This is a genomic window from Nitrospira sp. (assembly GCA_016788885.1).
Taxonomy (GTDB): Bacteria; Nitrospirota; Nitrospiria; order Nitrospirales; family Nitrospiraceae; genus Nitrospira_A.
The window spans coordinates 1-18271 of sequence record JAEURX010000058.1; the positions used below are offsets into that span (position 1 = coordinate 1).

The following is an 18271-nucleotide window of genomic DNA, read 5'->3' on the forward strand; positions in this document are numbered from 1 at the left end:
TGGAGATGATGGCATCGTCAGAGGATTCGACGATGGCGGCAAGGCGCGCCGACATGAGATCGACGGCGAGAGGGTCGGGTATCGGTGCTACGGAATCGTCGTGTGGTTGCATGGTGATGGGCGCGTGGCGACCTGTTCATCCACGTCGCGCAGGCAATCCAGCTGTATGATAATCGGCTCGACGGGTATTCGCCAACTAGGCATAACGCTAGCGTAAGGACGGTGTCTGCCGCAACATGGCGTTCGTGGTCTCTTGCGGGCATACCCGATGTCCGTACTGGCCACGCATCTGTCGGGACAGTTTATGTTCAGGGGCGAGTGCGGGCCGTGTACGATCTATGCCATGGGTGCGCCGCACGTGGAACGAGCGGGTTGTGAGGACGGCCATGGTGCCGGTTCCCGGTAAAGAGGTGCTGTCCAGCCGTCCGCCCATCGCCGCTGTTCGTTCCCGGATACCGAAGCGTCCGACTTGGGAAGGCGCCGTGCCTCGTTGTCGCGGCGGACTTGGCGCGAACCCGCAATCGTTGTCTTCCATGAGGATCTAACGCCGGTCCTCGTCCGTGAAGGCGAAGGCGATCCGTGTTTCTGCGGCCGCAGCATGGTCCACCACATTGAACAGCAGTTCCCGCACGGACTGAAACAGCAGCACTGTTTGGTCTTCGGGAAGCGTCGGCTCGTCGCTGTCTTCCTGCACGGTCATCGTGAGCCCGTGACGCTGCCTCTGGATTCCACGCGCGCCGGTGATCGGCGGATTCGGCCGGGGTTGAACGCGCGTCATCGAGTACCCAGCTGGGCAGTCCGGGCGGTGAGGATGGTATGGTAGAGGTCTTCAACGGCGGCTTCCTTGTTGAGAAACGCAATGGCGCCGGCTTCACGCATGGCCATGCTGACATGGGCGGCGTTTTGCACGGACAGGGCGATCACGATCGTGTTGGGGAGGACCTCTTTGATCAGCCTCGTCGCTTCGAGGCCGTCCATCCCTGGCATGTTCACATCCATAAGGACGACGTCTGGCCGAAGTTGGGTGGCGAGGGCTACGGCTTCCTGCCCATTGGCCGCTTCCCCTGCGACCGCGATGTCTTGGTACCCGGCCAGGAGTCCGCAGAGCCCCTGCCGTACCATGGCATGGTCGTCGGCAATAAGGACTCGAACAGCAGGACTCTGGACGTGAGGATGGCCATTGAGTGGAGGCGGTGAGGCCGGATGTCCTTTCTGTGAGCGGAGGGCAGCGCGTCCTGCAGGTTCGATCGTGTTCGGCAGCGACGCGGACGATTCACGCGTGGCGAGGAGCGGCATGACCAGCGTGGCAGTGGTGCCGTGACCGGGTCGGGAGCAGAGGTCCAACCGTCCCCCCAACGCGTGCATCCGCTCCCGGATGCTGAAGAGACCGAATCCGGGGGCAGTGCCATGTGTGGGAAGGGTGGATGACTCCGTATGCAGAAAGCCGACACCACCGTCCGTCACAGTGATCTCCAGCTGTCCCTCATCCACCGTAATGGTGATCCCTGCGTGCTTCGTGCCGGCATGTTTCACCACATTCATCAGCAGCTCGCGGATTGATTGGAAGAGCAGCACGGCCTGGTCTTCCGGGAGGGAAAGGTGGGCCGGTGAAAAGTCCAGGGACACGTGCAGGTCCCGGTGAAGCATCTGTTCCGCCAACCATCGCAATGCCATCGGCAGGCCGAATTCCTTGAGAATCGGTGGGCTGAGTTGGGCGACTAATGTTCTGGTATAGGTCAAGGCCTGATCCGTGACCTCCTGCAAATCATGCAAGGTCCGGTTCAGCGCGGGAGTCATCGGGTGCCGCATAGCTTGCGCCAGACGAATCCGGCTCAAGGCCAACAACTGGGCCAGATAATCGTGCAACTCCGTGGCGACATGTTGCCGCTCGCGTTGACCGGCCAGATTCAATTCGGTCGCCAGGGCGCGTAAGTGCTCACGCGACTGTGTCAGTTCGAGCGTGCGTGCGGCCACGCGATGTTCCAGTTCTGCGGTCACGCGCTGCAACGCGTCTTCTGCCCGTTTCCGTTCCGTGATGTCATAATTGATGCCGATCATGCGGACGGGATGCCCCTGTTCATTTCTCACGGTCTCGCCCTGTCCGCAGAGCCAATGGATGGTGCCGTCTGGGTGGACGACGCGAAATTCCGACGCGAAGAGGCCGGTCCTATAGGCGCGTCTCGCGGCTTCTTGCACCTGCTCCACATCGTCGGGATGGAGCGCGTTGTAGAATTCCTCCGCACGACGCAGCGGACGGTCCATCGTCCGTCCGAAGAGTTCGCATTGCCGTGCGTCCCACGTCGTGTCGCCGGTGTGAAGGTTCAGATCCCAGGCGCCCATCCGGCCGGCGGACATGGCCAATCGCAGGCGTTCCTCGCTGGTGCGCAGGACCTCATCCGCCTGGGCTCGCGCGATGGCCAAGGCCAATGTCGTGGCCAGGGCCTGCGACCATTCGGTCTCCTCGTCGCTCAATCGTCTGGGCCGGTCGAAGCACAACATGAACATGCCGAGCAATCGGCCGCCATCGGTGAGGGGGATGAATACCAAGGCCTCTATGCCTTCCCCTCGGACCGTAGCCTGCAATTCCGGGCTCAGGTTGCAGCGGGCAACATTTTCAATGACGAGTGGGGGCGGGTCCTTCTGATCCGTTGGCCAGGGGGAATGGCCCTCAACCGCCTGCTGATGGGCCTCGGACAAGCCCTGCGAGGCTGTGAAGCGCATCACTCCCTCACAGTCGAGGAGCAGGATCGCGGCTCGGTTGACCGAGATGGCTTCCGTCATGGCCTGCAAGGCCAGTTCGTAAAGGCGCGCCGTCGGTTCGGCGCGATTCACTGCGTCGGCCAATTCGTAGAGCCATTGTTGGCGGCGATTGACGATTCGTAACAGCGCCTCCTGCCGTTTGCGATCGCTGATGTCGAACCCGACGGCCAACAGGGAGCGCAGTTCCCCGCGTTCTCTCACGCCACCGACACTGACACTCATCCAGAGGGTGGTACCGTCCTTCCGCCGGTAGCGTTTCTCGATGACGAAATCCGGGCCGCCTTCCACGAGTTGTTGGAGCTGTTCGAGATCCCGTGGAAGGTCTTCGGGATCCGTCACCTCCTGCATGCGCATGCCGAGCAAGTCGTGTTCCTGATACCCCAAGAGTTCGCACAATCGTTGGTTGACGAATTGGAATCGGCCGCTCAGGTCGGTCTGGGACACTGTCGCCGTGGCTTGGTTGACGATCGCCCGCAGCCGCGCTTCGCTGGCGGCGATTTGTCCTTCGGCTTCCCGGCGAATACGGCTCAGATTCACATGGGCGGCCACGCGCGCCAACAATTCACGGCCGCTGAACGGTTTGACCAGATAATCATCCGCACCCTGCTCGAGGCCCTTGATGCAAGGCTCCTCGCCGGCGCGGGCGGAAAGCAGAATGATGGGAATGGTGTGCAGGGCAGGATCGGCCCGCAGCGTCTTGGCCAAGCCGATGCCGTCAAGCTGCGGCATCATAATGTCGCTCAGTAGAACATCCGGGCGACGGCGTTGAATCTCGGACAAGGCGGCGAGTCCGTCGCCGACGGTCACGACGTCATAGTGTTCACGCAGGAGGCGCATCATGTAGCGACGCATGTCGGCATTGTCGTCGGCAACGAGAATGTGCGCCCGCGCGTGTGTCGATTGGGGCGGGACAGGAATCTCGGGCTGCAAGACCTCCGACTCGTGGTCGGGCAACCACTGCAACGCTTCTTCGAGATACGGTGAGGCGTCCGGCGCATGGGGGAATGCGGAGGCATCTTGGGTGACCTGTTCCGGAGGCAGATGCTTTGTGCCCCAAGGAAGCGTGATGAAGAAGCTGCTGCCTTCGTCGAGGCGGCTCTCCACGCGTACCGTCCCTCCATGCAACTGCACGACCTCCTGCACGAGCGCGAGCCCGATTCCACTGCCTTCATGTGTTCGGCTTTGACGGTTCTGCACTCGATAGAATCGTTGAAACAGCCGCGGGAGGGCCTCAGGGGGAATACCGACGCCCGTATCACGAACCACCAGCATCACGCCATCCTGGTCGTGCCGAATCGACAGTGCAATGTGACCGTGAAACGTATGTTTAAATGCGTTGCTGAGCAGGTTGAGGACCACCTTTTCCCACAGCGTTCGATCGACATAGACCGGTTCCGGCAGGGGGGGGCAGTCGATGTGGAAGGTCAGGCCGGCCCGTTCGAGAGCGGAGCGAAACCCGCTGGCCAGGTCTGCGCTATAGGCGGCCAGATCGGTCGGCTGATACCGGGCTTCCGTGCGCCCGGCCTCGATGCGTGAGAAGTCCAGTAGGATATTGACCAGCTTCAGCAGGCGCACACTATTCCGGTGGGCCACATCCAGGTTGGTATTGTGAGGCCGTTCACGACGCTCCTCCTCCAGGGGGCCCAGCATGAGCGTCAGTGGAGTGCGAAACTCGTGGCTGACGTTGTTGAAGAACTCCGTCTTCGCCCGGTCTAACTCCGCCAAGGCCTCTGCCCGTCGAGCTTCTGATCGATAGGCTCGAGCGTTCGTGAGGGCAATGGCGATCTGAGACGCGACCATCCCGAAAAAGTGCCGGTAGTCCCCGTCTAGCTGCCGACGCGGGCTGACACCTACGATGAGAAAGACTCCTCCGTCCTCGTCGTGAGATTGGGTGACCGGCAGGATGAGGGCCTGTCTGGTGGGTTCAGGCCAGGCTCCTCCGGGGAGCAGGCCGAACCGGTCGACCAGGTCGTCCACGACGAGGGGGGTACTGTGTCGACACGCGGATCCGAACGGCCAGTCCCGCGCCGTTTCAGCGTCATGGAGCTCCGCGGTGTCTTGCGCGGCGGGATGGTCGTGTCCCAGCCCGACGGCTCCGGCGAGTGTGGCCCGCTGACTGTGCCGATCCAGGCGATACAGCAAGGCGAAGGGAAGATCGGCGGGGTCAGTGGCCAGTGATTCCATGGCGAACGCACACGCGTCCTCTTCATGTTGGGCAGAGCCTGACAGGGAGGCGAGTTCGCGTAACAGGCGGGTGCGTCGATCGTTCAAGACGCGGTAGGTGGTCTCCTGGACGATATTCAAAATCCCTTCGACCTGTCCGTTCTGACCCCGGATGGGATTCAGGCTGTAGTCGAAGTAACATTCCTCCGTATAGCCGAACCGTTGCATGGGTAACAGTTCGTCGCTTCTCCAGTTGGCTTCTCCTGTGGTGAGGACACTGCGAAAATAGTCTTGAATCGTCGGCCACAATTCCGGCCAGACGTCTCTGGCCGGCTTGCCGAACGCCCAGGGATGTTTTCCGCCGACGATCGGGCGCCAGGCGTCGTTATAGAGGAGCCAGGAGTCGGCACCCCAATAGATGGCCATCGGAGTTTGGGCGGTGAGACAGACGCTCAAGGTTGAGACGAGTGCGGCAGGCCATTGTTCGATCGCACCGAGTGAAGTTGTGGACCAATCGAAGGCCCGGATACGTTCTCCCATTTCGCTTCCGGTCAGCCAACTGGACTGGTGGGGTGCATTCATCGTAGGGCTCGGGACAACGGATTGATGACTGCCGGTGTCGGTCGGCAAAAGGGGAATGGACAGCTGCCGCGCATGTGCAGGAATCGTTGAAAGTTGTAGCACCGTGGGTGGTCTTCGCCCCACTAGTGAAATCCCTAGTCAAGACAACGCAGGGGCACTTGGGCATCTCAATGTGAGGGGAGGTGATTCCGAGGGCCTGGGGCGGGCAGTTCCGGACCGGCTTCCTCCAGCACACCGATTGCGCGTTGGGCCGAGTCCAGTCTGAGTGTGAGACGTTCCCCGATCGACAGATTTCGAAAGAGGTCAGGATTTGGAATGGTAAACGACACCGTTGTGCCCAGGTCGGTGGTGAGCCGACCCGTCCGCTGCTCGAGATTCATGGTCACCAGCAAGCCGGATACTGTCTCCGATGCACGTCCATCCCGATCGGCGGTCAGATGAAGAACGAACGATTGGAGCCCCCCGTCGCGCGGGATGGACGGCGGTCTCGTGGGAGGAAGGGGAACCGGGTCCGATGGTTTCGGCGGGACGGTCGGACCTGGGCCCGGTTGCGGAACGGGTACCGGCACCTCCGACGCGCCGGCGGTCCATCCTCCGAGCAATGCGGTGCCCAAGACGAGTATTGCGAGGTCATGGCGTCGCATGATAGGCCTCCCTTCAATGGTCACTGCGAGGCTGCTCAGGCATTGCCGGTAGACGCCGCGGGGATGGTTTCCGCAACCATTTGGTGACAGAGCGCCGCGCATTGACGACATTCTTTCGCGCATTCTCCACACGGTGCATGCTGAGGGGTCTGCTGCTCGCAGAGTCCGGCACAGAGCTCACAGACTTCGGCACAGAGCGCGCACAGACGGATGGAAAACGCCGAATTCCGCCCCATCCATTGCGCCGCCAACAGACAGATGTCTGCACAGTCGCGACACAGTCTGATGCAGCGGATGATCGAGTCATTCGCCTCGTCATGAGGCATCCCGACCATCTCGTCCGCACAGGCATTGCAGAAGTGTGCGCAGTCCATGCACGTTTGGATGCATTCGATGGTGTGTTGCTCCAAGGAATGAGTCACGGATGCCATGCTCGCCTCCCTTGCGTGAATCGATCCTGCTCTTTCTGTGACGATACGCTCCGGTGCGTGGAAGGCCTACTAGGAAAACCGCTCGTTCGTTCTCGTCCCGACTAGGGGTCTCACTAGCTCAGGAGGCACTCGAGATCCGTGTACTGTAGCGGACATCATGGACGCTCAGACATCGCAGAGAGATCCGGTCATCGCATCTGGTTCTGTGATCGGGCCAACGGGAGGCTTCGAACCCGAAGGTGACGAATCGTCCTCGCCGATTCTCCAGTGCGGACAGACCTGCTGGCGAATTGAGCCGGCTGAGCAGGCCGCGTTTCTTATTGACGGAGACGCGTACTTCCGGGCGTTCCGGGAGGTGGCCGTACAGGCCAATGAGACTCTCTATATCGCAGGCTGGGACCTCGACACGCAGGTGGACCTCGTGCGTGGATTTGAGGAGACGCCGCAGTTACCCGCCAAACTCGGCGAATTCCTGGCCGCGCTCTTGCGGCGCAAGCGGCGCTTGAAAATTTATGTGCTTAACTGGGACTTCGCGATGATTTATGCCCTTGAGCGTGAATGGATGCCGACGGCGCAAGCCGGATGGAATGACCATCGCCGGTTATCGTATCGGGTGGACGGCCAGCATCCGCTCGGCGCGTCCCACCATCAAAAGATCGTCGTCGTCGATGATACGATGGCATTCGTCGGCGGGTTGGATCTCACGAAATCGCGATGGGATACCAGCGCCCACGCAGCCCAGGATCCGCGCCGTGTCGATGCCGACGGCCAGGCGTATCCTCCATTTCATGACGTGCAGATGATGGTCGCAGGCCAGGCTGCCTCCGCCCTCGGAGATCTGTTCCGTCGCCGCTGGCAGGTTGTGACGCGGCGCCGTCTGCCAATTCCGGCTCGCCGTTCCGTTGAGGATCTCTGGCCCAGGACGGTTGAGCCAGATCTGCAACAATGCTCCGTGGGGCTGATGCGAACCCAGCCAGGCTTTGCCGGGCAGGCGGAGGTCCGCGAGATTGAGCAGGCCTACCTGGAGGCCATCAAACGCGCGCGGCACTCGATTTATATCGAATCGCAGTATTTCACCTCCCACACGCTCGGACGCGCCCTGGCCGCTCGACTGTCGGAACACGAGGGACCGGAAGTGGTCCTCGTCTTGCGCCACAATTGTGATGGATGGTTGGAGCAGCAGACGATGGACAGTTTGCGAGCCAAGGTGCTGCATGACCTCGAGCTTGCCGACCACTATGGTCGGTTGTCCGTCTATGCCCCGACTGTTCCGGGGAGTCAGGGTACCGCGTGGGTGGCGATCCACAGCAAACTTGTGATCGTGGATGACGAGTTTCTCTGCCTGGGGTCGGCCAACTGTTCCAATCGGTCGATGGGATTCGACACCGAGTGCAACCTCGCCATCGAGGCAGGGAATCAGCCGCAGCGTCATACCGTCATTGCCGGCTTGCGGAATCGACTGATCGGCGAACATCTCGGCGTCGAGCCGAGCCGGCTTGCGGAGGAGGTGCAGCGGTGTGGCTCCTTGATACAAGCCATCAATGCCTTACGCGGAGGGGTGCGCAGTCTGGAGAGCGGCTGTTTCATCGGTCAGGACATCCCGGCGTTGATTCCGGAGCAACGACTCGTCGATCCGGAGCGTCCCATGGGAATGGAAGAAGTGCTCGGCACGATCGCGCCCGTGCCGGAACGACATCGGTTGGGCCGCAGACTATTCGCTGGATATGTGTTGGTGGGAACGGTCGGGCTGCTGGCCCTTCTCTGGCGATGGATGCCATTGGATGACTGGATCCATACGAGCGGAGTGATGACGCAACTCCAGGCGATGAGCCGCAGTCCCGCGGGGCTCATCGCGGTGCTGGGCGGATATGTGCTGGGAGGGTTGGTCGCATTGCCCATCACGCTGTTGATCGTCCTCACGCTGCTGGCCTGTGGACCATGGTTGGGAATGAGCTCAGCCCTGCTCGGGTCGCTGTTGAGCGCGGCCACGCTCTTTGGCGTGGGACGAGCCGTGGGACGCTATCACGTTCAACGATTTGCCGGTCGCCGCGTTGCGTACCTGAGTCGGCGATTGGCGCAGCGGGGGACCTGGGCGGTGTTCCTGGTGCGGATGATTCCGATCGCTCCATTCTCGATCGTGAACCTGGTTGCGGGATCGACGCAGATCTCTTTCCGCCAGTTTTTGTTGGGCACCGCGTTAGGAATGACTCCGGGCATTCTCTTCCTTTCGGCCATTCTGAATGGCTTGGAAGAGACGCTACGAGGCCCGACTCTGTTTTCCTTCGTCGGCCTGGGGTTATTCGTCGGGTTGACGTGGATCGTGATTCGATCTGTGCTGCGCCATGTGCCGGTTCTGCGGCCGATCGCACCGGCGGGGAGCGACGGCATGACGAACCCTGCTTCATGAGATGCGGAGAACCGTCCAACGATGCAGCTGCGAGTGGCGTCCTATAACATCCATCGGGCGATCGGGAACGATGGAGTGTACGAGCCAGGCCGGATTCTCCGCATATTGTGTGAGATGAATGCGGACATCGTCGCATTGCAGGAGATCGATCTCCTTGAGCCCGGTGATCTCCAGCTACTTCCGTGGCTGGCTGCACGGACATGCATGATGGCGATCCCGGGTCCGGTTCGGTCACGCGGCCCCTGCGAGTATGGGAATGCCTTACTGACTCGATTCCCGGTGATGGCCGTGCGCCGATGGGATCTCTCCGTGGGGCTCCACGAAGCTCGTGGCGCGCTGGATGTGGATCTGCGCGTGCCCGGTCATTCGATGCAGGTGGTCACCACGCATCTGGGCTTGTGGCCGCGCGAACGCCCCGTGCAAACGGAGCGATTATTGAAATTGTTCGTGGCGAACCGACATGACGTGACCATTCTCATGGGGGATTTGAATGAATGGCAGGTGCGAGGAAAAGCGTTGCAGGGGTTGAGTCGCGTGTTCGGCGCGACATCCGCTCCAGCCACTTTCCCCGCACGATGTCCCTTGCTCCCACTGGATCGGATCTGGATGACTCCCGCTCGGGCACTCCACCGCGTGGCGGTGCATGACACGCCGCTCAGCCGTGTGGCGTCCGATCACCTGCCCATCAAAGCCGATATTTATTTGCTGCAGGGGTCGGCTCCAATGACTCGGTCACCGATGGTGTAAGCGCCACGGGGCTGTTCTCGCGCCGCGAAAACGTGTGTGAACAGCTCGGACAGTAGGCGTGAGTTAGGCGATACTCGCCGCTGTGAAGCCGGTGCCTCTCAAGATAGGCCGGCAGCGGCCCCCACTCGTGATCCACGTGTGCGGTTGAGGAATCATCCCGGACGTTGTTGCAGACACAACAGATGGCGATGAATCGTTCGGTGCTCATCGTACGCCCTCCCGTCAGCCGTCGTTGGATGGGTGTTCCCACATGAACATCGGAGATCCCTCCCGCCGCCCACTCCGCCCACGGCGGGAGCTGTAGCCCTGTCGAGACTTACTGCACGGTCACTGAGCCGTGGCTATTAGCCAAGTTGCGTGTGGCATCGGATGACGCCTGTACTGAATATTTGAATGTGCCGATTCGCGTAAAGCAGAGACCAGCCGTTTCGTTGCTGGCCAGTGTGGTGCTGTTGTCGAATCCCATGCCCATGGACTTGGAAAATCCATTCCGACAGGACACGGCGTGAGCCTGGGCCTGATCGATGGTGATCGTCACGGTATCCTGCCGCTGATTGATCCACCGGATTTCGTCGCCTGCTCGAACGGTGAGCGCCTCGGGGTGAATGGTCTCGTTGATGACGATATTCCTGACCATCCCGGTCTTCGTGCCGACTTCGGTTTCTGCGGTCGTATGTGTCGCCGTAGGGGAATGAGAGCAGGCGCTCAGAGAGAGCAAAGCCAGGGCTGCCGCTACATGTGCGATGGTTTTCATTGTGAGTCCTCCCAGCAAAAATGATGGTGCCCGATTTCCTCGTGAGCACGATGTGAGGGGTTCACCTTCTCACACTCGCAACGTCCCACATACTCGGGAGACCCCCAGTGGTTGTCGTGTGAGGACCTCGGTATTGCTGAATCAAACGGCGTGGTTGACGCTTGATATGCCTGCTCAGGCTAGAGCGGTGCGCGAGGTCGTGAGGTGAACATGAGGCTGTTGGAACGGGGGCGAACTCGTTGCAATGCTGCCGGGGTGCTCCTGGCGGCCTGTCTCTTGAGCGGCTGTGCCCTGAACCTGACCTATACGCCTGCAGATTGGATCCTTGCGTGGCAGGTGGATCGGCACAGCGAGTAGTCACAAGATGATCGGCCTGGTCGTCTCCGCTCGCGAGGTCTCTCGAGAGTGGGTTGGGAGGAACAGACGCCGGGTCTCCACGCGACGTGTCTTCTTCCGCGGCAGAGCCGGCCTGTTCAATCGGGACGGGAAAAGACTTGCGTGTTCTTGAGGTTACCATGGAGCAACAACCGCCATTTCTCTATGCGGTACCTCCCTGGATGCGTCAAGGCTGTCGGCCTGTGGGGGAGGCGATGGAGACGTCGCCGACCTGATTCGGTGTGGGGGCATGAGAGCAAAACTCAAACTGGGGATAGTCCGAGTGGGCAGTGATGACGTCCTGGTGCATCATTGCCTCGAACTCGCGTGCCTGGGAGAAGATGTCTCGATCTCTCTGGGAAGGGACCGTCAGCTTCGGGTTGGTCAAGATTGAGACATTCGTCAAGCCGGAGCCTCTGACACCTGCGTCTGGTGGGAGAAGCTATCTTCTGCCGAACCGGGTCTCCCCCGCCTATCAGCGGCAGGCGCGGCGGAGCAGTCTCTGAATAGTGAAGGAGGGTTGCTCTGGAAGGCAATAATCACAAGGATGTGATGCCGGAAGCCATTTCTAGGAGTGTCTCGAGGCCACCGCGTTGGCGTGGGATATCGCTGGGGGCCACCGTGGTGCCCGACGGCGTGCGCTTCTGTTGTTGGGCCCCGGAACGGACTCAGGTGGAAGTCCTGTTCGGTGCGGGGCCTACGTCCCATCCGATGACACAGGACCACAACGGGTATTGGTCTGCGGACGTGTTCGGCGCAAGGGCAGGAATGACCTACCGGTATCGGCTGGATGGAGGAGACGTCTATCCTGATCCCTGTTCCCGTTATCAGCCCAGTGGTCCCCACGGGCCGTCGCTGATCGTCGATCCTGCCGCCTATCGCTGGCAGGACGAAGAGTGGGTCGGTGTAACCATGCATGGTCAGGTGATCTATGAACTTCACGTGGGCACGTTCACCCCGGAAGGCACCTTCGACGCCGCCGCCGCGCAAGTCGCGGCGTTGAAAGACCTCGGGATCACCGTCATTGAGGTGATGCCGGTGGCTGAATGTCCCGGTCGATGGAATTGGGGCTATGACGGGGTGGGGCTGTATGCGCCGTCCCACGTCTATGGCGACCCGGAAGCGTTCAAACGGTTCGTGGATACGGCGCATCGGCTGGGGCTCGGCGTCATTCTGGACGTGGTCTATAACCATCTGGGGCCGGACGGGAATTACCTGCCGGCATTCACGTCCTGCTACTTCACCGATCGATATTCGAATGAGTGGGGCCAGGCCATGAACTTCGATGGGGCTGGTTCGCACGGTGTCCGCGACTTTGTCATCCAGAATGCCTGCTATTGGGTAGATGAATTCCATCTCGACGGATTGCGCTTGGACGCTGTGCACGCCGTGCATGATGCCAGCCCGCGGCATGTGTTGGCGGAATTGTCTCTTGCGGCAAGGGCGGCCGCCGGCGAGAGAGCAATTATCTTGGTGGCAGAATGCGAGGCCCAATGGATCCATTCCATCCAGCCGATCGAGCAGGGCGGGTGGGGATTGGACGCGGTCTGGAGCGAGGACTTTCACCATACGACCCGCGTGGCGGCGACCGGTCGCCGTGAAGGGTACTATTCCGACTACCTGGGTACACCACAGGAACTTCTTTCCTGTGTGAAACGCTCGTTTCTCTTTCAAGGGCAGCGGGATCAGTGGCAGGGGAAATCCCGAGGGAGCGTGGTGGGACGGGAGCCGGCCAGCGGGTTTGTGTTTTTTCTCCAGAATCATGACCAGGTCGCCAATCAATTGCGCGGTGGTCGATTGCATGACAAGACAAGCCCGGGACTCGTCCGCGTCCTCACGGCCTTCTTGCTTCTTTCCCCGCAGACTCCGCTCCTGTTTATGGGGCAAGAGTTCGGTGCCTCCTCGCCGTTTCTCTTTTTTGCCGATTTTCCGCCGGGTGAGTTGGCGCAGGCGATTCATCGAGGCAGGAAGGCGCTCTTAGCGCGATTTCTCAGCGCATCGTCCTTCGAGGCTCAGGCGAGCATTCCGGATCCTTGCGACCCGCGTGTCTTCGAGGATTCGAAGCTGGACTTGTCGGAGCGGGATCGCCACCGGCACGTCTATGTGCTGCATCGCGAGCTTCTCAGGCTACGGCGCGAAGATCCGGTGATTGCCCGGCAGGCCAGAGACCAACTCGATGGGGCGGTACTCGGACCGCATGCGTTTGTTGTCCGCTATGCGGGGAGCGACGGAGATGACCGGCTGCTGCTCCTGAACCTCGGACCTGATTATGACTATCGGCCTGCGCCTGAGCCTCTGCTCGCGCCTCCGGTGGGGCGAAGGTGGTCGTTGTTCTGGTCCAGCGATGAACCTCGGTACGGAGGCCCCGGCGTCATCAGTCCTTTGAGCCCAGAGGGCTGGCGTCTCCCGGCCGAATCAGCCGTACTGTACCAGACCGAACCGGAAGGATAGCGCGCCGCGGCTGTGAGGTACCCCAGCCAGGTTGTGACTATTGTTCCCGCAGGTGACTGTGCATAGGAGGAAATCCTCCTTATGCGAGAATGGTTCGTGACGAACGGACTCGCGTAGATGATGCGTAACCACCGACTCTGCGCACCAACCAATGGGCGGCACTTGCGGAGGAGGCGAAGCACTCATTCAATGATCGGTTTTGGTCAGCGAAATGTGTGATGCCGAACCTCCCTATCATCCGCGGGCCTGTGTCGCACAGGCGTGGAGTGCGACCGAGGTGTTGCGAGCGTGGCAGAAGACACCCGGGTCGCCTCCTGACCTGCTACAGGGAAGCGTCACTTCGTAGGCCCTGCGCGCGTCCTAGGGTGCATTGTGAGGCCACCTGGGGGCAGCGCTAGTGTCTCAGGGATTGCTGGACTGGTATCAGTGAGCATGACCGGTTGAACGTCTCAACCGAGTAATCTGAAGGGAGCACGTCATGCAGGCCACGATGACCATCGTTGTAAGCACGACCAACGGGGGCCCGACTCACCAATCGATGCCGTGCACGCGCTGCGGCGGCTGGATGGTGGACGAACGGTGCATGGATATCGGCGAAAGCCTGGGCGGCTATTGGTTCTGGGGGCAGCGGTGCATTCAATGCGGGGATATCGTCGATGAAGTGATCTTGCGCAATCGTCGCCTCCCGATTCCATCTTCGGTGCTGGGGGATGGCCTCCACCGTATGTCTGCGTCAGAAGCAATGGTTCATGCTGCCTGATCGTCAAGTGATGGGGGGGAGCGTTCGAAGATGAATACGGCAGCGGCGTGGAGCGCAGCAGCAGGAAGGTGCCGACCGAGTCGTGGGGGTGGAGGGCATCACCACGTGAACCAGGGCACCTTCCTGCGCGCGATGGCAGGCGTGTCATTCTCCAACTGCGGTGAATGCGCGTCCGGCTGGAAGAGGTGTCCCATGTAGCGCTGCGCTTCGCCTTGCCGTCACACCACTTCACGAATCTTGTTGGCCATAAGGGTTTTCATCAAGTCCCACCGGTCTTCCTGTCCCCGTGCCACCGCTTTGGCGAATTGCCACGCCTGCTCCATCGTGATCTTGCCGGGGAGCGGGGCCTCCATGGGATCGATGACTGCCTCCACCACAACGGGGCCGGGATGGGCAAAGGCCTGCCGATAGACATCGTGCAATTGAGCCGGATCATCCACGCTGAAGCCGGTGGCTCCGCAGGACCGAGCGCAGGCGGCGAAATCGATGGGCTGCAGTTCCACGCCGAACTGTGGATTGCCTTCGAAGGCGAGTTGTTCCCATTTGATCATGCCGAGCAGATTGTTCTTCAAGACGATGATCTTCACGGGCAGGGCATACTTGACCAGCGTCGCCAGCTCACTCATCAACATGGAGAACCCCCCGTCGCCGGCGATACACACGATCTGTCGTCCCGGATGGGCGATGGCTGCGCCGAGGCTGTAGGGGAGTCCATTCGCCATGGTTGCGAGGGTGCCGGAGGCGGAAAACTCCATGTTCCCTTTCATGGCGATGTGGCGAGCCACCCATGTCGTGACCGTTCCGGTGTCGCAACAAATGATGGCGTCGTCCGTCAGAAATTCATTCAAGGCTCTCACCGCGACTTGCGGTTTCATGGGTACGTCGGTTCTGGTGCCTCGGGCCTCGATCAGGGTATTCCATTGAACCATGCTGGCCTGGGTCTGCTCGAGAAAACGTCGGTCGGCATGCGGTCGAATCAGGGGCGACAGGGCACGGAGGACATCCCAGCAATGGCCCACCAATCCGACCTCGACGGGATACCGCAAACCGATACGGCTCGCATCCAAATCGATCTGGATGGCTCGGGCCTGCCCGGGTTTGGGGTAGAACTCCAGATACGGAAAACTGCTGCCGGCAATCAGCAAGGTGTCGCAGGCTTCGAGTGCTTCCTGGGAAGGGACGGTACCGAGCAGACCGATACCTCCCGTGGTCAAGGGATGGTCGTCCGGCACGACGCCTTTGCCTAACAGCGGTTTGACGATCGGTGCAGCCAGCGTTTCGGCCAGCTGTACGATCTCATCCCTGGCGCCCAGACAGCCACGTCCGGCGAGAATAGCGATCTTTGTGCCGTCATTCAGCACGGCGGCCGCTTTCTCCAGCAGCGTTTGTGATGGGAGCGGCAGCGGGTCGCTATAGAGGCCGCCGCTATGGCCGGGCACATTGGCCTTGGAGCCGTGCCCGTCGGCCGACCAGTCTTGTACGTCCTTCGGGATAGTGAGGTGTGCGACCGTGCGGCGGGAGATTGCCGCTTTGATGGCTTCATCCACCACGTTGCCGACATGGGCCGGTCCCATGACCCGCTCACTGTACGCGGCCACGTCACTGAACAGTTTGTCCAGATTCACATCCTGTTGGTAATGTGTGCCGATGAGATCGTGAAACGTGTGCCCCGTGATCGCCAAGACCGGCTGGCCGTCGCACTTGGCATCGTATAACCCGTTCAAAAGATGGATGCCGCCCGGACCAGACGTGGCGAGGCAGACTCCCAATCGCCTGGTGAATTTGGCGTAGCCGCAGGCGGCGAGCGCTGCGGATTCTTCATGTCGCACCAGGACCAGCTTGATGCGGTCGCGCCGCGTGCGCAGGGCCTCGTAAATGCCGTTGATGCCATCCCCGGGAAGACTGAAGATCGTGTCCACCTTCCAAGCGAGCAGGCGATCGATCAAGAGATCCGCCACAGTCGTCATGGAGTCTCCTTCCGTTGGGAATCGGACAGGGTGGGGCCTGTCGCTTGGCGTGCCAGTTGTGGAAGAAGCAATTCTGCGCCAAGGATCTTGGCGCAGGCGGAGAGGGGAATGGCGAGCAAGAGACCGTAGAACCCGCCCAATGCGCCGCCGACGAAGAGCACGATCAGCACGGTGACGGCGTTCATATCCATGGATTGGCTTTGCACCCACGGCGTCAGCAGCCAGCTCTCGATGAATTGGACCAGGAGGTAGGCCAGAGAAGGCCAGACCAGGATGGTCATCGGGTCGAGCCCTACGCCATTTGCAGACAGGACGTCGAGATATTTCAACAGCACGGCCAGGGGCCAGCCGATCAAGGATGCGTAGGGAATGATCGTCAGGATACCGGTGATCAATCCAAGCAGAAACCAATAGCGGATGCCGGCCATGGCCCAGCCGAGGGAATAGAGCACGACCGAGCCGAAGGCAATCGTGAGCCGACCGCGAAAGAACCCACTCACGGCATGGTCCATACGTGTGACGATATGGCGGACGCGGTCGCGATACTCGGCCGGAATATAGCGTTTCATGTGCTCGAGACTCTCATCGAACCGCCAGGCGAAGAAAAAGAAGTAAATGGGAATCAGGATACAGGCGATCACGACGTCGGCGGTGGTGCCGATCACGGTTCCCAGCACGCCGAATGCCTGGCCTGTGCCGGAGAATACAGGCCGTAACATCGAAAGCGGATCGTCTCTCAAACTGATCGCGATGGCGGAGAGATGATCCGACACGTCTCCGAATTGCAAATGGTATCGTTGCGCGAGGCGTTGAAGATAGCCCGGTACGCGCTCTGCGAATGACTGCACCTGCTCTGCCAGTAATGGACCCAGCCAGGTCATGAGCCCCAGCAGCAGCAGCGCCGATCCACAGAGGATGAGAGCGATCGTCGTGGGTCTGGGGATACGCCACCGAGCTTCCGCTCGCCGAATCACGGGATTGAACAAATAGGCCATCAACAGCGCAATCAGGACCGGCGTGAAGACCCCGCGCAGGTAATAGCCGAACCAGAGAATCGCCAGAATCCCGCCGCCCCATAGCAAATCCCGGACAGGGGTGATCTGCCAGAGGTGTCGATCTGCCGGAGACGGCACGGCATGGCTGGCCGCCTGCTGCGGTAGGAGCCGTTTGGTGAGGAGATGAGACGTGTCCGGTGTCATGACGAGGTCCGCTGCTCCTTGTGAGGCGTCTGCAAGCTGGATGGCGCAATCGGTGAGGCAAGCTGTTCGTCTCGACGAAGCGCGGCTGCAGCTTGCTCGATCTGCGCATTAATTTCTCCGCCCAGCAGGATTACGATACCCGTCAGGTAGAGCCACAGCATCAGTACGATGACGCCGGCGATGGATCCATAGGCAGCATTGTAGGTGCCGAAATGTTCGACGTAGGCTTTGAAGCCCAATGAGAGCACGAGCCACAGCGCGACGGCGCAGACGGAGCCGGGTGTGACCCATCGCCAGTCGTGTGTAATGTTCGGACAGACGTAATAGATCACGGCGAGTGCGAACAACATCAGCAGGACGGCCACGGGCCACTGCAGCATGTTCCAGCTGAGGAGAAACAGCCAACCCAAGCCGACCAGATCGGCGATCCATTCACCGATGTGCGCGCCATAGAGAATCAACGTGATCGATAGAATAATGAATCCTGCCAGGCCGACGGTCAGTAGTGAGGCGAGCACGCGCACCTTCCAGTAGGGTCGTGTCTCCGTCGCGCCATAGACGACATTCAGTGCTTCCATGATGGCCGTCACGCCGCTCGACGATGCCCAGAGCGCGCCCAATAAACCGAGTGAGAGCATGTCGCCACTACTGCCTTGGACGACGTTCTCCAGATAGCGCTCCAACAGTGACAGGGCATCGGCGGGGAGCACCGTCCGTAGATACTGCATCAACTCAGGAAGGGTTTCCTTCAAGGGAAAGAGGCCGATAAGTGCCGTGAGAAAAAGGAGTGCCGGAAAGAGGGCTAAGAGAAAATAGTACGCCAATTGTGCAGCACGGCCGAGGATCTCATCGCGCTGGCTCTCCTTCCATAGGCGTATTCCGAATGTTGTCCAGTCTAGGCCACCTCGCTTCCATGGATTCCAGCGGGGCGATGGACTCGTCAATGAGGCTGACACGCGATGCGCTCCCATTTCACACAGCGGAGGAGGTCCAGAATTATCAACGGCGGCCGGTCACGACAACGGTCGCTC

15 protein-coding genes are annotated in these 18271 nt (G+C 60.7%); 7 read left to right on the forward strand and 8 right to left on the reverse strand.

Annotated features, from left to right (window positions below):
- Positions 1 to 541: 541 nt before the first annotated feature.
- The 4 genes from JNL86_16010 to JNL86_16025 form a co-directional block, all read right to left on the reverse strand.
- Complete coding sequence (locus JNL86_16010; GenBank protein MBL8044413.1) at positions 542 to 778, reverse strand: hypothetical protein; 237 nt, start codon at positions 776 to 778, stop codon at positions 542 to 544.
- Complete coding sequence (locus JNL86_16015; GenBank protein MBL8044414.1) at positions 775 to 5505, reverse strand: response regulator; 4731 nt, start codon at positions 5503 to 5505, stop codon at positions 775 to 777. The genes JNL86_16010 and JNL86_16015 overlap by 4 nt, the downstream gene beginning before the upstream one ends.
- Before the next feature lie 167 nt (positions 5506 to 5672).
- Positions 5673 to 6149 (reverse strand): hypothetical protein, encoded by a 477-nt coding sequence (locus tag JNL86_16020; protein ID MBL8044415.1) that lies wholly within the window; start codon positions 6147 to 6149, stop codon positions 5673 to 5675.
- Between the two features lie 35 nt (positions 6150 to 6184).
- Complete coding sequence (locus JNL86_16025; protein ID MBL8044416.1) at positions 6185 to 6580, reverse strand: four-helix bundle copper-binding protein; 396 nt, start codon at positions 6578 to 6580, stop codon at positions 6185 to 6187.
- Positions 6581 to 6737: 157 nt separating this feature from the next.
- On the opposite strand from JNL86_16025, the gene JNL86_16030 reads away from it, so the two are divergent.
- Complete coding sequence (locus JNL86_16030) at positions 6738 to 8987, forward strand: VTT domain-containing protein (GenBank protein MBL8044417.1); 2250 nt, start codon at positions 6738 to 6740, stop codon at positions 8985 to 8987.
- 21 nt (positions 8988 to 9008) lie between these two features.
- Positions 9009 to 9734 (forward strand): endonuclease/exonuclease/phosphatase family protein, encoded by a 726-nt coding sequence (locus JNL86_16035; GenBank protein ID MBL8044418.1) that lies wholly within the window; start codon positions 9009 to 9011, stop codon positions 9732 to 9734.
- Between the two features lie 316 nt (positions 9735 to 10050).
- Here JNL86_16035 and JNL86_16040 read toward each other — a convergent pair whose 3' ends face one another.
- Positions 10051 to 10488 (reverse strand): hypothetical protein, encoded by a 438-nt coding sequence (locus JNL86_16040; GenBank protein ID MBL8044419.1) that lies wholly within the window; start codon positions 10486 to 10488, stop codon positions 10051 to 10053.
- A 210-nt stretch (positions 10489 to 10698) separates the two neighbouring features.
- Between JNL86_16040 and JNL86_16045 the strand changes: the two genes are divergently transcribed.
- From JNL86_16045 to JNL86_16065, 5 genes are all read left to right on the forward strand, one after another.
- Positions 10699 to 10845: a hypothetical protein gene (locus JNL86_16045; protein MBL8044420.1), complete on the forward strand. Its 147-nt coding sequence runs from the start codon at positions 10699 to 10701 to the stop codon at positions 10843 to 10845.
- 359 nt (positions 10846 to 11204) lie between these two features.
- Positions 11205 to 11369, forward strand: a complete 165-nt coding sequence (locus tag JNL86_16050) for a hypothetical protein (GenBank protein MBL8044421.1) — start codon at positions 11205 to 11207, stop codon at positions 11367 to 11369.
- A 46-nt stretch (positions 11370 to 11415) separates the two neighbouring features.
- Positions 11416 to 13314, forward strand: coding sequence for a malto-oligosyltrehalose trehalohydrolase (gene treZ / locus JNL86_16055; GenBank protein MBL8044422.1), 1899 nt, complete (start codon positions 11416 to 11418; stop codon positions 13312 to 13314).
- 199 nt (positions 13315 to 13513) lie between these two features.
- Complete coding sequence (locus tag JNL86_16060) at positions 13514 to 13660, forward strand: hypothetical protein (GenBank protein ID MBL8044423.1); 147 nt, start codon at positions 13514 to 13516, stop codon at positions 13658 to 13660.
- Between the two features lie 132 nt (positions 13661 to 13792).
- Complete coding sequence (locus JNL86_16065; GenBank protein MBL8044424.1) at positions 13793 to 14074, forward strand: hypothetical protein; 282 nt, start codon at positions 13793 to 13795, stop codon at positions 14072 to 14074.
- A 218-nt stretch (positions 14075 to 14292) separates the two neighbouring features.
- Here the strand turns inward: JNL86_16065 and JNL86_16070 are convergent, their stop codons facing one another.
- Genes JNL86_16070 through JNL86_16080 form a run of 3 tightly spaced genes read right to left on the reverse strand, consistent with a single transcriptional unit; the run spans position 14293 to position 18196 of the window.
- Positions 14293 to 16041, reverse strand: a complete 1749-nt coding sequence (locus JNL86_16070) for a thiamine pyrophosphate-requiring protein (GenBank protein MBL8044425.1) — start codon at positions 16039 to 16041, stop codon at positions 14293 to 14295.
- Positions 16038 to 17240: an AI-2E family transporter gene (locus JNL86_16075; protein MBL8044426.1), complete on the reverse strand. Its 1203-nt coding sequence runs from the start codon at positions 17238 to 17240 to the stop codon at positions 16038 to 16040. The genes JNL86_16070 and JNL86_16075 overlap by 4 nt, the downstream gene beginning before the upstream one ends.
- On the reverse strand, positions 17237 to 18196 hold the full coding sequence (locus tag JNL86_16080; GenBank protein ID MBL8044427.1) for a YihY/virulence factor BrkB family protein: 960 nt from the start codon (positions 18194 to 18196) through the stop codon (positions 17237 to 17239). The genes JNL86_16075 and JNL86_16080 overlap by 4 nt, the downstream gene beginning before the upstream one ends.
- Between the last annotated feature and the right edge of the window lie 75 nt (positions 18197 to 18271).